Origin of the sequence: Streptomyces sp. NPDC087300 (genome assembly GCF_044744425.1) — a bacterium.
Taxonomy (GTDB): Bacteria; Actinomycetota; Actinomycetes; order Streptomycetales; family Streptomycetaceae; genus Streptomyces.
Window position 1 is genome coordinate 714,710 of record NZ_JBIUYI010000005.1, and the last position, 12,322, is coordinate 727,031.

11 protein-coding genes and 1 pseudogene are annotated in these 12,322 nt (G+C 72.2%); 6 read left to right on the forward strand and 6 right to left on the reverse strand.

Annotation, left to right across the window (positions count from 1 at the left end; genetic code table 11):
- Positions 1 to 82: 82 nt before the first annotated feature.
- The gene (locus ACIO9J_RS23475) at positions 83 to 670 is read right to left on the reverse strand and encodes a TetR/AcrR family transcriptional regulator (protein WP_402002764.1); all 588 of its coding nucleotides are present in this window, start codon (positions 668 to 670) and stop codon (positions 83 to 85) included.
- A 229-nt stretch (positions 671 to 899) separates the two neighbouring features.
- On the opposite strand from ACIO9J_RS23475, the gene ACIO9J_RS23480 reads away from it, so the two are divergent.
- Together ACIO9J_RS23480 and ACIO9J_RS23485 are read left to right on the forward strand one after the other, a co-directional pair.
- The gene (locus tag ACIO9J_RS23480) at positions 900 to 1,457 is read left to right on the forward strand and encodes an AAA family ATPase (protein WP_402002766.1); all 558 of its coding nucleotides are present in this window, start codon (positions 900 to 902) and stop codon (positions 1,455 to 1,457) included.
- Positions 1,458 to 1,513: 56 nt separating this feature from the next.
- The gene (locus ACIO9J_RS23485; RefSeq protein ID WP_402002768.1) at positions 1,514 to 1,957 is read left to right on the forward strand and encodes an NUDIX domain-containing protein; all 444 of its coding nucleotides are present in this window, start codon (positions 1,514 to 1,516) and stop codon (positions 1,955 to 1,957) included.
- On the opposite strand, the gene ACIO9J_RS23490 is transcribed toward ACIO9J_RS23485, so the two are convergent.
- Both ACIO9J_RS23490 and ctaD read right to left on the reverse strand, forming a co-directional pair.
- Positions 1,954 to 2,322, reverse strand: a complete 369-nt coding sequence (locus ACIO9J_RS23490; RefSeq protein WP_402002770.1) for a hypothetical protein — start codon at positions 2,320 to 2,322, stop codon at positions 1,954 to 1,956. The two genes, ACIO9J_RS23485 and ACIO9J_RS23490, sit on opposite strands and share 4 nt — an antisense overlap.
- Positions 2,319 to 3,929, reverse strand: a pseudogene (gene ctaD / locus ACIO9J_RS23495) (cytochrome c oxidase subunit I); the annotation flags it as partial. The pseudogene ctaD and the gene ACIO9J_RS23490, both read right to left, overlap by 4 nt.
- A gap of 184 nt (positions 3,930 to 4,113) precedes the next feature.
- On the opposite strand from ctaD, the gene ACIO9J_RS23500 reads away from it, so the two are divergent.
- The 3 genes from ACIO9J_RS23500 to ACIO9J_RS23510 all read left to right on the forward strand — a co-directional run bounded on the left by ACIO9J_RS23500 (position 4,114) and on the right by ACIO9J_RS23510 (position 6,270).
- The gene (locus ACIO9J_RS23500; protein ID WP_402002772.1) at positions 4,114 to 4,686 is read left to right on the forward strand and encodes an RNA polymerase sigma factor; all 573 of its coding nucleotides are present in this window, start codon (positions 4,114 to 4,116) and stop codon (positions 4,684 to 4,686) included.
- Complete coding sequence (locus ACIO9J_RS23505) at positions 4,676 to 5,710, forward strand: CU044_5270 family protein (RefSeq protein WP_402002774.1); 1,035 nt, start codon at positions 4,676 to 4,678, stop codon at positions 5,708 to 5,710. Before ACIO9J_RS23500 ends, ACIO9J_RS23505 begins: the two co-directional genes overlap by 11 nt.
- A 65-nt stretch (positions 5,711 to 5,775) precedes the next feature.
- Positions 5,776 to 6,270: a hypothetical protein gene (locus ACIO9J_RS23510; protein WP_402002782.1), complete on the forward strand. Its 495-nt coding sequence runs from the start codon at positions 5,776 to 5,778 to the stop codon at positions 6,268 to 6,270.
- A 28-nt stretch (positions 6,271 to 6,298) separates the two neighbouring features.
- Here ACIO9J_RS23510 and ACIO9J_RS23515 read toward each other — a convergent pair whose 3' ends face one another.
- The gene (locus ACIO9J_RS23515) at positions 6,299 to 8,566 is read right to left on the reverse strand and encodes an FUSC family protein (RefSeq protein ID WP_402002785.1); all 2,268 of its coding nucleotides are present in this window, start codon (positions 8,564 to 8,566) and stop codon (positions 6,299 to 6,301) included.
- Positions 8,567 to 8,828: 262 nt separating this feature from the next.
- Here ACIO9J_RS23515 and ACIO9J_RS23520 point away from each other — a divergent pair, with 262 nt between their 5' ends.
- Complete coding sequence (locus tag ACIO9J_RS23520) at positions 8,829 to 9,299, forward strand: peroxiredoxin (RefSeq protein ID WP_402002788.1); 471 nt, start codon at positions 8,829 to 8,831, stop codon at positions 9,297 to 9,299.
- A 48-nt stretch (positions 9,300 to 9,347) separates the two neighbouring features.
- Here ACIO9J_RS23520 and ACIO9J_RS23525 read toward each other — a convergent pair whose 3' ends face one another.
- Together ACIO9J_RS23525 and ACIO9J_RS23530 are read right to left on the reverse strand one after the other, a co-directional pair.
- Positions 9,348 to 10,883, reverse strand: coding sequence for an aldehyde dehydrogenase family protein (locus ACIO9J_RS23525; protein ID WP_402002791.1), 1,536 nt, complete (start codon positions 10,881 to 10,883; stop codon positions 9,348 to 9,350).
- Between the two features lie 39 nt (positions 10,884 to 10,922).
- Positions 10,923 to 12,320: a 2-oxoadipate dioxygenase/decarboxylase family protein gene (locus tag ACIO9J_RS23530; RefSeq protein WP_402002793.1), complete on the reverse strand. Its 1,398-nt coding sequence runs from the start codon at positions 12,318 to 12,320 to the stop codon at positions 10,923 to 10,925.
- Positions 12,321 to 12,322: the final 2 nt, after the last annotated feature.

Here is a 12,322-nt window from a genome sequence, read left to right on the forward strand (position 1 = left end):
GCTGACCGGCTGACCGGCTGACCGGACGGCAGGATCGCCCGTTCCGTATCCCCGTTGCCCATCCCCGTTCCCCGTTCCCCGGTCAGGCGGGACCGGCGAGCACCGCGCGGGCGAGCGCGGCCACCCCGTCGTGGATCTCCTCGGGCGGGGTGGCGTTCGCGCAGAGGTGTTCGACGAGGTCGCCGCGCACGGCGGCCAGCAGGGCGTGCGCGAGGAAATCGGCGTTGCGGGCACCGCGGGTCTCGGTGAGCAGGGCGGTCAGCTCGGCGTGCCAGAGCGCGTAGGTGTCGTTCTGATACGGGCTGCCGCTGCCCGCGCTCTCCAGGGCGAGCATGAGCGGGCGCGTGTCCAGCTTCAGCCGCAGCATGGCGTCGAGCAGCGCGAGCGCGCGTTCGTCGGCGGGGGCGCCGGGGCCCAGCGGCGGCGGTCCTGAGACCACATCGGCCCGCAACTGCTCGGTGCGCCGCTCGACGAGCTCCTTGATCAGACCGACGCGGTCGCCGAAGCGGCGGAACAGCGTCCCCTTGCCGACCCCGGCGGCCGCCGCGATGTCGTCCATCGAGACCCGGTCGGGCTCGCCCCGCTCGGCGAAGAGCCGCTCGGCGGCGGCCAGTACGGCCTCGCGGTTGCGCTGTGCGTCGGCCCGCACCTTGCGCGGGGGTGCTGTCACGGTGCCTCCGGCGGAAGAACGGACCCGTGGCCCGTACGGTCGATGCGGACTGTCGGTCCGCATTCTAGCGCGGGCCGCGCCCGGCCGGGGGAGGCCAGGCGCGGCACCGGGCGAGCACGGCGGGTCTGGCAGGTCTGGCAGGTCAGGCGGGTCCGGCGGAAAACGGGATGCGCGGCCGCCGCCACCTCCGCGACACTGCCTGCCCTACGGGCGACCGAAGGGGTACGACGTGAGCGGTACGAGTCGGCGGGATCCGGGATGTCTGATCATCACGGGCGTACCGGCCGCGGGTAAGTCGACCGTCTCGCACCTCGTGTCCCTGAACCACCCACGCGCCGCCCGCATCGACGGCGACGTGCTGTCCTACATGGTCACCAGCGGCAGGGCGGGCCCCGTCAGCAGCCCCGGACCCGAGGCCGACCGGCAGGCACGGCTCTGTGCCAGGAACATCTGCGCCCTCGCGGGCAACTTCGCAGACGAGGGCTTCGTGCCGGTCGTCGACACCGTCGTCGCGGACCGGGAGACGCTGGACTTCTTCGTCGCGCAGCTGCGCCCCAGGCCCGTCCTGCTCGTGGTCCTCGCCCCGCCGCTCGACGTCTGCCACCGCCGCGACGCGGCGCGCGGCGAGCGGGAACGGGTCGGCATCGACCTCGGCCCGCTGCGCCGCGCGATGCTCGACGAACTGGGCGACGCCGGCTGGTGGTTGGACAACGCCGACCTCACCCCGGAGGAGACCGCGGCCGCCATCACGTCGCACGCGTACGACAAGGCGGTCGTCGCGGGCTGAACGGCACTGCCGTACGGCGCGCGGGCCGTGATCAGGAGGCTGCGAGAATCGCGTGCATGCAGCACGAGAACGTACCGATGTCCCCACGCGAGCCGCTGGTCGTCGTGGCGGCCGCGATCGTCCAGGAGGGCCGCCTCCTTGTCGTCAGCAAGAAGGCGGCGCCCGAGGTCTTCTACCTGCCCGGCGGCAAGCCCGACGCGGGTGAGGGCCCGATGGAGGCTCTCACCCGGGAGCTGGACGAGGAGCTGGGGGTGGCGCCCCTGGAGCCGCGGTTCCTCGCCGAGGTCGAGGCGGTGGCGGCCCTGGAGGGCGTCCCCATGCGGATGACGGTCTTCGAGGCCGGGCTCGGCCGGACGCCCGTGCCCTCGGCCGAACTGGCGGCGCTGCGCTGGACGTCCGGGCGCGAGGACGGTCTGACGCTCGCGCCCGCCGTGCGGGACCAGGTACTGCCCCTGCTGCGCGAGCGCGGCGCACTCGCCTCCCGGCCCCCTGTTTCCTAGCGGGCCGCCAGCCCGAGCATCAGGGCTACCGCCAGCAGACAGCCGAAGGCGACCTGGCACCGGACGAGGAGGCGCCGCCGCAGCAGCCGGAACGTCTCCTCGTACTCGGCGCCCAGCTGCCGGGTCCGCCGGGCGATGTGCTGCCAGCCGCGCCGGGTGAGCTCCAGGTGCTCCTCGGCGTAGCACCGCTCCACCTCCACGCGTTGAGCCTCCGTCAGCCAGGGGAGGTGTCCCGTGAACCGCTCGGCCGCGGTGCGGCCCTCGGCGCGGGCCGCCTCGACGAGGAGATGCCCCTCGACCTCGTTGACCAGGGCGCGCGCGTCCACCGCGCACGCGTCCAGCGCGCCGTCGCCGGCCGCCGTCACCGCAGGGCCTCGCGCTCGGCCGCCGCGATCTCGGGGTGGTGCAGGTCGAACGCCGGGGATTCGCTGCGAATGCGCGGCAGGGTGCGGTAGTTGTGCCGAGGCGGCGGACAGGACGTCGTCCACTCCAGCGAACGGCCCCATCCCCAGGGGTCGTCGACCTCGATCTTCTTGCCGTACTTGGCGGTCTTCCAGACGTTGTAGATGAACGGCAGGAACGAGAGGCCGAGCAGGAAGGAGAAGATGGTCGAGACCGTGTTGAGGGTCGTCAGTCCCTCCGCGGCCAGATAGTCGGGCACCCGGCGCAGCATTCCGTTGGTGCCCAGCCAGTGCTGCACCAGGAACGTGCCGTGGAAGCCCACGAACAGCGTCCAGAACGTGATCTTTCCGAGCCGCTCGTCCAGCATCTTGCCGGTGAACTTCGGCCACCAGAAGTGGAATCCGGAGAACATCGCGAACACCACGGTGCCGAAGATGACGTAGTGGAAGTGCGCGACCACGAAGTACGACTCGGAGACGTGGAAGTCCATCGGCGGCGCGGCCAGGATGACACCGGTCAGACCGCCGAAAAGGAACGTGATGAGAAAGCCGACGGCCCAGAGCATCGGGGTCTCGAAGCTGAGCGACCCCTGCCACATCGTGCCGACCCAGTTGAAGAACTTCACGCCGGTCGGCACCGCGATCAGAAACGTCATGAAGGAGAAGAACGGCAGGAGCACACCGCCTGTGACGTACATGTGGTGGGCCCACACCGTGACGGAAAGACCCGCGATGGCGATGGTCGCGCCCACCAGACCCATGTAGCCGAACATCGGCTTTCGGGAGAAGACCGGAATGACCTCGGAAATGATGCCGAAGAACGGCAACGCGATGATGTACACCTCTGGATGGCCGAAGAACCAGAAGAGGTGTTGCCACAGCAGCGAGCCGCCGTTGGACGCATCGAAGATGTGCGCACCGAATTTGCGGTCCGCCTCCAGGGCGAACAGCGCGGCGGCGAGCACCGGGAAGGCCAGCAGCACCAGGACACCGGTGAGCAGCACGTTCCACACGAAGATCGGCATGCGGAACATGGTCATGCCCGGTGCGCGCATGCAGATGATCGTGGTGATGAAGTTGACCGAGCCGAGGATCGTGCCGAAGCCGGAGAAGGCCAGACCCATGATCCACATGTCGGCGCCGACGCCCGGCGACCGCACCGCGTCCGTCAGCGGACTGTTGGCGAACCAGCCGAAGTCGGCCGCGCCGTTCGGCGTGAGGAAACCGCCGACCGCGATCAGCGAGCCGAACAGGTACAGCCAGTAGGCGAACATGTTCAGCCGCGGGAAGGCGACGTCGGGCGCGCCGATCTGCAGCGGCATGATCCAGTTCGCGAAGCCCGCGAACAGCGGCGTCGCGAACATCAGCAGCATGATCGTGCCGTGCATCGTGAACGCCTGGTTGAACTGCTCGTTCGACATGATCTGCGTGCCGGGGCGGGCGAGCTCGGCGCGCATGAAGAGCGCCATCACACCGCCGATGCAGAAGAACGCGAACGACGTGACCAGATAGAGCGTGCCGATCGTCTTGTGGTCAGTGGTGGTGAACCACTTGATGACGGCCCGTCCGGGAGCGGAACCGGTGCCCGCTCCCGGAACGGCTTCCGCGGTGGTCGCGGGCGGTGATGGGTTGACGGTGATGCTGTCCATGCCCCGCCTGTGTCCGGCGAACGCGCTTCTGTGACAGGCGGCGAGAGCGACATGGATCACACCCGTGGGTGTGACGACCGGGGCCGTGCCGGACACTTACTGAACTGTGAGCGACGACGAAAACTTCGCCGCTGCCTATCGCGAGCACTACTGGGCGGTCAGCCGCTACGTGGCACGACGGCACGGCGGCCCGACGAGTGACACCGAGGAGGTGGTGGCCGACGTGTTCGCCGTGGCCTGGCGCCGCCGCGCCGACCTGCCGTCGTTCGCCCTGCCCTGGCTGTACGGGGTGGCACGGCACTGCCTGGCCAACGCCGTACGCGGCTACGGCCGTCGCAGGCGCCTGGTCGAACGGCTCGGCAACGACGAGGCCAGGCACCGCAGGGACGTCGTGGCGGGACCCGAGGCCGACCGTCCCGGCGACTGGGTGCACGAGGCCCTGAACCTCCTCTCCGCCGCCGACCAGGAAGTCCTGCGCCTGACCGCCTGGGAGGAACTGGACACCGAGGAGCTCGCGGTCGCGCTCGGCTGCGGCAACCGGGCCGCCGCGATGCGCCTGCACCGCGCCCGCCGACGGCTGAGAACCGAGATAGACCGCATGCGGCCCGCACCTGCCCGAAGGCCCGCCCCCGAAGAGACCCGCGCCACCGTCCCGGAGGATCACGGCCATGGCACCTGACGACGAACTCGCCCTGCTGCGCGGCGCCAACCCGGTGCCCCACGACGACCCCCGCCTCCACGACAGGCCCGACGGGACCCTGCCCCCGCACGCCGAACGGCAGTTGAACCTGCTCCTGCACAGCGCCCGCACCTCGCGCGGCCGGGCGGCGCGCCCGCGCCCGGTGCGTCAGGTGCGCCGCCTCGTCTGGGGCATCGAGATGGCGGGTGCCGCCGCCGCGGTCGCCCTCGCGCTCGTCCTCGCCGGGCCCACCAGCGCACCGGCCGTCGCGGCCCCCCACCCCCTGAGCCTGCGCGCGGGGTCCACGCCGCTGCCGCTGGAACGTCTCGCCGACCGGGCGGCCGACGCCGCCGCGGCCGACGACGCGCCCCGGCTGCGCCGCGGCACCCACGTCCAGACGTGGAACCTGGCCCTGGAGTCGAAGCCCGGCGCCGCCCGGCCCATCACCCTGCCCGAGGAGCGCGTCACCCGCTGGAAGGCCGACGGCAGCCACACCGAACTGGTCGTGGCCTCCGACCCGCGCCACCCCGGCGAGTCCGTCGTCGCCGACGGGGACGGCGGCCTGCGCAGCGTCTCCGACGGCAAGGTGCTCAGCGACCGCACCTACCCGCCGAGCTGGGGGAGCGCCCCTCCGCAGTCCCGGCCCCCGCACACGCCCGAGGCCCTGCGCGCTTACCTCGCGGAACTCGGCCACCCCGACGGCACCCCGCTCTCCGGCACCGGCGAACTCCTGGACGCGGTGGCCGCGTTCCTCGGCCACTGGACTCCGGGCGCGCCCGAGTCCGCCGCCCTCGCCCGGATCCTCGCCGACGCCCAAGACCTCCGCCCGGCCGGCGCGATCACCGACCGCCTCGGCCGCCAGGGCCAGGCGTACGTGTACCAGGCCGACGGCCTGCGCCGCATGCTGATCCTGGACCCTGCCACCGGCTCTGTCCTGGGCCTTGAGGACACCTACACCAAGGACGACCCGGAGTACGGGGTGCGGGCGGGGGACGTCATGTCGTACAGCGCGTGGGTGAGATGAGCGCGGAGAGCGATTGAGCGCGGGTGCCCGACGCTTTCCGCGCAGTGATCGTTAACATGTGCCAGATGGGCGTAAACAATAGGGAATCGGACGAACGGGTCGAAGTGTCCGTGGAGCAGGTCGCCGAGGCCAAGGCGCGGGCGGCCCGGCTGCTGCTCGCCTTCCGGCACGGCAATCAACTCGCGTACGACGCCCTGGTCGAGGAGTTCGGCGCCGGCGAACAGAGCACCGATCTGGTGTCCGCGCTGTGCTGGATCGCCAACGAAGGCGTACGCAAGGCGTATCTGCCCGAGGCCGGGGACCAGGTGCTGCGGCACATGGCGCGCAGGGCCGACTTCGGCGACCGGTCCGTGCTCACCGAGGAGGGCGCGGGGCCGGACGTCGGCGACCTCATCGAGGCCGTCGCGGCCGAGGACGTGAACACCGTGCAGGACATCGTCCGCAGGACGCCGGACACCACGTTCCTGCTCGGCCGCTTCGTGCTGGCCTTCGCGATGCTGCTGCCGGACATTCCCCGTCCCGTGCTGCGCGAGGTGCTGGCGGAGCTGCGCGGCGAGTGACGGGCGCCGCCGGGCGCCGCGCCCGCGCTCAGTCCTTGGCCAGGCCCGCCGCCTTCTCCTCGCGCACCGGGAGCGGCACTCCCAGCGGCCGGGCGAGACCCACGATCCCCTCGTCGAGCCGCTGGAGATGCCGCAGCACGCGGCCCGCCACCGAACCGGTCCGCAGCACCTCGTGACGGCCGCTGTCCAGCATGGAGGCGATGCTGGCGCCGGACTCGATGGTGCCCTCGGACTCCTCCTCGCGCACGTGCGCGGCGATCAGATCGATGTTGTGCGTGATGCGCCGCCCCGCGAGCGCGAGCCGGGCGTCGGCGGCGACGCTCTTGCTGGACGGCACCAGCTCCGCGGTCGCCGCCAGGGACCGCGCGTGATAGGCGCACGTCTCCAGGAGCGCCACCACGTAGCGGGCGGTCTGCCTACGGGCCCGCAGCGGGGCGATCGGATGCGTCAACGGCTTGGTGGAGCTGCGCAGATCGTCCAGGGCGGTGTCCAGGTCCCGCGCCAGATCGACGAGATCGACCGCGGGCCCGCCACTGAGCTGGGCGACCGCCGCGGACACGACGTCGCGCAGCCGGGCCAGGACGGTGCCGAGTTCCTCGTCGGTGCGGTGCGAGGTGCGCACCGGCAGGACGAGGACCGCGGCGATGATCCCGCAGGCCGCGCCGAGCGCCGTCTCCTCGATGCGCAGCACGAGCACGTCGAGGCTGTAGGTGTTCAGGAGGGTGTAGAGCAGGCCCAGCATGGCCGTGACGAAGAACGACATCATCGCGTACGACAACGGGGCCGTGAAGAACATCCCGAAGACGCAGAGCAGCACCAGCGCGAACGCGATCCAGGTGTGGTTCCCGACGGCGCCCGCGAGCGCCACCCCCGCCACCACGCCGAGCACCGTGCCCACCAGGCGCCGGTAGCCCTTGACCACGATCTCGCCGGTGGACGCGGTGTTGAGGAAGACCACCCAGCAGGTCAGGACCGCCCAGTACCAGCGCTGCGTGGACAGGAACTCGCCGCCGACGATGGCCAGCGCCGAACCCACCGAGACCTGCACGGCCGCCCTGGTCGTGGGCCGCCGCAGGCCGGTCCGCTCCTCCTCGTCGGCCCCCGCCGCCTCACCGGCGATGGAGATCTCCTCCGCCGCGAACTCCTCGCGGGAACGGGCGGCTTCCGGGGTGTCGTACTCCTCGTCCTTCGATCCGTCGACGGCCAGGCGCAGCCCCAGGATGGCGCGGGCCGCCTCGCCGACCGCGCGGAAGCAGTCCTGGATGGCGGGCGAGCCCTGCGGCAGGCCGCGTTCCTCGCGGTAGCCGAGCAGCCTGTTGCGCACGTAGGGCAGCGCGGTGCCGCGGTCGTCGGGCACCAGGCGCACCACGAGGAGGTGCAGCGCGTTGAGGTCCCTGCGCAGCGCGGTGCCCGCGTCGTCGGCGATCTTGGCGCGGGGCGGCATGGGCGTGGCCGCGTTCGGCAGATGCAGCGTGAGGGTTTCCACGCGCTCCGCACTGCGGGCGTTGAGCAGCAGGACGCCGAGGCGCTCCGCGGCGATCTCCGCGTCGGCGACCCTGCGTTGCAGGAGCGCGGCCGCCGCGGCGTCCCGGGTGCCCTCCTCAAGTCGGCCCTGGATCATCAGGGCCGCCTCGTGCAGCCGGGCGGTGCTGCGCCGCAGATCGTCAAGGACGCCGTCCACGGCGTCGGCGTCGGCGTCGAGCAGTTCGATCTGGTGCGCGACGAGCTGGGCGAGCCGCGCCCGGAACGCCTCGCGCAGCCGCTGGAGCGTGCGCTCGGGCGTCTCGGGGACCACCGCGAACCGGACCACCGCGCTGCACGCGAAGGCGACGGCGAGCGTCAGGAAGAGGCCGGGCAGCGTCGAGACCTCGGCGCTGACGAAGAGCGAGACGAAGTAGACCTGGAAGCCGATCAGGCCGAGCGCGGTGCCGCGGTCGCCGAACCTGCGCGAGTAGACCGCGCCGAAGATCAGCAGGACGAAGAACACGTCCCCCGCGATGACGAGGGAGTTGAGCAGCGCGCCCAGGGATATCGCCGCGAACGCCACGGGGACGCCGAGCAGTAGCGTGATCGCCTGGCCGCGCACCTCCTTCTCCTGGATCGCGAAGGTGGCGACCATGGCGGTCATCGCCCCTGCGACCAGATGGTTCACCGAGGTGCCGAACAGGGCCAGTACGGCCAGGGCGAGGAGGATGGCCCCGACCGTGCGCAGCCCCGCCATGAGACGCAGGAGTCCCGGGTCGGACGCCGAGAAACGGTCCCAGACGCCCTTCGCTGTCCTTCGTGCCGCTGCCATCGCGATGCCGTTCTCTCCCTCGCCGTTCCGCCCGGACGCCGTCCGGGGCCGCGCGCGACCACCGCCTTCGGTCGCACGCGTGCCCCAGCATCGCATGAGGGTGCATCCGATATCAGGCCTGGTCGGGACGGGAATCGTGGCCGGCGGCGAGACCCGCCAACGGCCCGCGCCTACCATCGAGTAGGGTTTCGCTCCCGCGATCCGACCCCCCATGAGGAGGCACCGTGCAGCGCTCCGACCGTACGTCGCAGGAGAGCAGGACATGACGGCGCGCGTGGCGGTCGGTGACACCGTCGAGGACTTCACGCTGCCCGACGAGACCGGCACCCCGAGGCAGCTGAGCACGCTCCTCGCGGACGGCCCGGTGGTGCTCTTCTTCTACCCGGCGGCCCTCACCCCCGGCTGTACGGCGGAGGCGTGCCACTTCCGCGATCTGGCGGCCGAGTTCGCGGCGGCGGGCGCGCGTCCCGTCGGCGTCAGCGGTGACGAGGTCGAGCGGCAGCGCGAGTTCGTGGGCAAGCACACCCTGGGCTTCCCCCTCCTCTCCGACCCCGAGGGCACGGTCCGCGGCCGGTTCGGCGTGACGCGCGGCTTCTCGCTCGCGCCGACCAAGCGCGTCACGTACGTCATCGCCCAGGACCGCACCGTCGCCGAAGTGGTCCGCAGCGAACTGCGGATGAGCGCCCACGCCGACCGCGCCCTCGAAGCCGTGCGCCGTCTCGCCACGAAGTGACGGGACGGGCCCGGCATCGTCGGATCGGAACCAGCGGAACCAGGCGAATCAGAGGAAGCTGACGTTCTGCGCGAGCGTCAGCTGCCCCGAGTAGTTGACGGTGTTGGTGGCCGCCCGCATGTAGGCGCGCCAGGCGTCGGAGCCGGACTCGCGGCCGCCACCCGTCTCCTTCTCGCCGCCGAAGGCACCGCCGATCTCCGCCCCGGAGGTGCCGATGTTGACGTTGGCGATGCCGCAGTCGGAGCCTTCCGCGGACAGGAACAGTTCGGCCTCGCGCTGGTCGCGCGTGAAGATGCTGGACGACAGGCCCTGCGGGACGTCGTTGTGCAGGGCGATCGCCTCGTCGAGGGTGTCGTACGTCATGACGTACAGGAGCGGCGCGAACGTCTCCTCGCGTACGACGTCGGTCTGCCCGGTCATGCGGACGACGGCGGGTTCCACGTAGGCGGCGCGCGGCGCCGATGATCCCGCGGGACGCCGCTCGCCGCCCACGACCAGCTCGCCGCCCTCGTCGCGTGACCGGTCGAGCGCGGTCCGCATGCCGTCGAGCGCCGTCGTGGAGATGAGCGGGCCGACGAGCGTGGACCGGTCGAACGGGTCGCCGATGGGCAGCTTCTGGTAGGCGGCGGCCAGCCGGTCCACCAGCGGTTCCGCGATGTCGCGGTGCACGATGAGGCGCCGCAGCGTCGTACAGCGCTGCCCTGCCGTGCCCACCGCGGCGAACACGATGCCCCGCACGGCGAGCTCGGGGTCGGCGGACGGCGCGACGACGGCGGCGTTGTTCCCGCCGAGTTCCAGCAGGCTGCGGCCGAAGCGGGCGGCGACACGGGGACCGACCTCGCGGCCCATGCGGGTGGAGCCCGTGGCGCTGACGAGCGCCACCCGCGGATCGTCCACGAGCCGTTCCCCGACGGCGCGGTCGCCGAGCAGCAGCCGGTGCACGTCGCGCGGCGCCCCCACGTCGTCGGCGGCCCGCGCGAGCAGCCGGTCGCAGGCCAGTGAGATCAGCGGGGTCAGCTCGGACGGCTTCCATACGACGGTGTCGCCGCAGGCCAGGGCGACGGCGGTGTTCCACGACCACACGGCGGCGGGGAAGTTGAACGCCGAGATCACGCCGACGACGCCGAGCGGATGCCAGCTCTCCGAAAGGCGGTGCCCCGGGCGCTCCGACGCGATGGTGCGACCGTAGAGCTGACGGGACAGGCCCACGGCGAAGTCGCAGACGTCGATCATCTCCTGGACCTCGCCGAGCGCCTCCGAGCGGATCTTGCCCGCCTCGATGGTGATGAGGTCGGCGAGGTCCTCCTGGTGCTCGCGCAGCACCTCGCCCAGCCGCCTGACCAGTTCACCGCGGCGCGGCGCGGGGGTGGTGCGCCACTCCAGGAACGCCGCGCGGGCCGCGGCGATCGCCTCCTCGGTGTCGTCCGCACCGGCCGCCGCCACGGCGAACAGGTCGTCGCCGGTGATGGGGGTACGGGCCCGCAGGCCGGTGGCGAGGTCAGGGACGGCGACACCGACGCGCCCGAGTGCGGCACGGGCGCGGGCGCGCAGGTCGTCGGTGGAGGGGAGAGCGATGCCGTTCATGAAGCTCCCTGGGAGAGGCGGACGTGACGGAAGGAGAATTCAGCCGGGTGATGGCGTGGTGGCCAGGCCCAGCGCGTCGGCGACCTGGGCGAGGGACCGGTCACGCGGCCCCTCGTACAGGGCGAACGGATCAAGCACGTCGCGGTCCACCGCACCGGCCAGCCAGTCGGCGTCGTACGAACCGCTGTGCGGCCCGCTGTTCCGCGACCCGCTGTCGCCGAGGTTGGACTGGAAGATGCCCGCCGCCGAGCGGGGCAGGAAGTCCTCGTACACGAGAGGCTCGGCCCGCACCCACCCCCGGCTCAGGAGCGTGCCGATGTCGGCGGGCGGGGTGCTGCCGTCCCCCGGCCTGTCGGGCACCGCGTGATAGGTGAAGAACCCGAGCCCCTGGGCGGCGAGTTCGCGCTCGGTGGCGGGCAGGTGAGCCGCCCACAGGGCGCGCGCGACGTCCTCGCGTTCGGCGGGCGGACGCTGGGCGGCGCCCTCGTCGGCGAGGGCGAGGACCCGGTCGTAGCGCGCCCGGCCCTCGCGGGTCAGCGCGATGCCCCGCGCCTCGACCTCGCCGAAGCGGACCCGCAGCGAGCCGCGGGTCACGCTGCCGTCGGGGGCGCGCATCGCGCGCGGTTCGGCGAGGGCGCGGAACGAGGTCTGCCGCAGCAGCACGTCGGCGCCGGGGCGGTGCGGCGGCCCCTGAATGGTGTCGATCATCTCGATGCCGCGCGCGGTCATGCGCCGGTACAGCTCGTCGATGTCCAGGACGCGCGGGGTGAGGTGATTGATGTGCGTACTGCGCACACCGCCGATGTCGGCGGCGACGGCGGAGACCCGCGCCAGCGTCTCGTACCAGGCCCGGTCGACGGGCTCGGCGGACAGCTCGAAGGCGGCCACGGCCAGCTGGAGGAAGCGCTCGGCCAGCTCGTCGGGCAGCTCACGCTCGGCCTCGGCGCGGTCCGCGAGGGCGAGCAGCTCGGGCGGGAACAGCGAGCGCCCCGCGAGGAATTCGGTGAGGCGGGAGCGCAGGTCCGCGTTGAAGAAGCGGGGGTCATCGACGGTGAGCACGGAGGTGAAGACGCGGAACGGATTGCGGGCGAGCTCGTCCTCGGTGACCGGCCGGAACGCCGTCGATACGACGGGCAGCGCGCTCCCCGCCGTGTCGCGCAGGTCGTAGTGGCCCACCGGACGCATGCCGAGGGAGCCGAAGACGCGGGCGACCTGCCGCAGTTCGCCCGGCGTGCCGACCCGGATGGCGCCGTGCCGTTCCGCGGTGACCCTGCCGATGGAGCCCAGGCGTTCGGCGTCGGCGCCGCGTGCGCGCAGGACGTCCTCGTTGACCTCGCGGGAGACGTCCACGAGCGTCGTGTAGGCGGGGACCTCGCGTCCGTACATCTCCGAGAGCCGCGCGGCGAACGCGGCACGCAGCTGCCACTGCCGGATCATCG

What these genes read in the sequence shown, in the direction of transcription:
- ACIO9J_RS23485 (WP_402002768.1), top strand. Translation starts at nt 1,514, where the DNA reads ATGCAGCACGAGAACGTACCGATGTCCCCACGCGAGCCGCTGGTCGTC.
- ACIO9J_RS23505 (WP_402002774.1), top strand. Translation starts at nt 4,676, where the DNA reads ATGGCACCTGACGACGAACTCGCCCTGCTGCGCGGCGCCAACCCGGTG.
- ACIO9J_RS23510 (WP_402002782.1), top strand. Translation starts at nt 5,776, where the DNA reads ATGGGCGTAAACAATAGGGAATCGGACGAACGGGTCGAAGTGTCCGTG.
- ACIO9J_RS23515 (WP_402002785.1), bottom strand. Translation starts at nt 8,566, where the DNA reads ATGGCAGCGGCACGAAGGACAGCGAAGGGCGTCTGGGACCGTTTCTCG.
- ACIO9J_RS23520 (WP_402002788.1), top strand. Translation starts at nt 8,829, where the DNA reads ATGACGGCGCGCGTGGCGGTCGGTGACACCGTCGAGGACTTCACGCTG.
- ACIO9J_RS23525 (WP_402002791.1), bottom strand. Translation starts at nt 10,883, where the DNA reads ATGAACGGCATCGCTCTCCCCTCCACCGACGACCTGCGCGCCCGCGCC.
- ACIO9J_RS23530 (WP_402002793.1), bottom strand. Translation starts at nt 12,320, where the DNA reads ATGATCCGGCAGTGGCAGCTGCGTGCCGCGTTCGCCGCGCGGCTCTCG.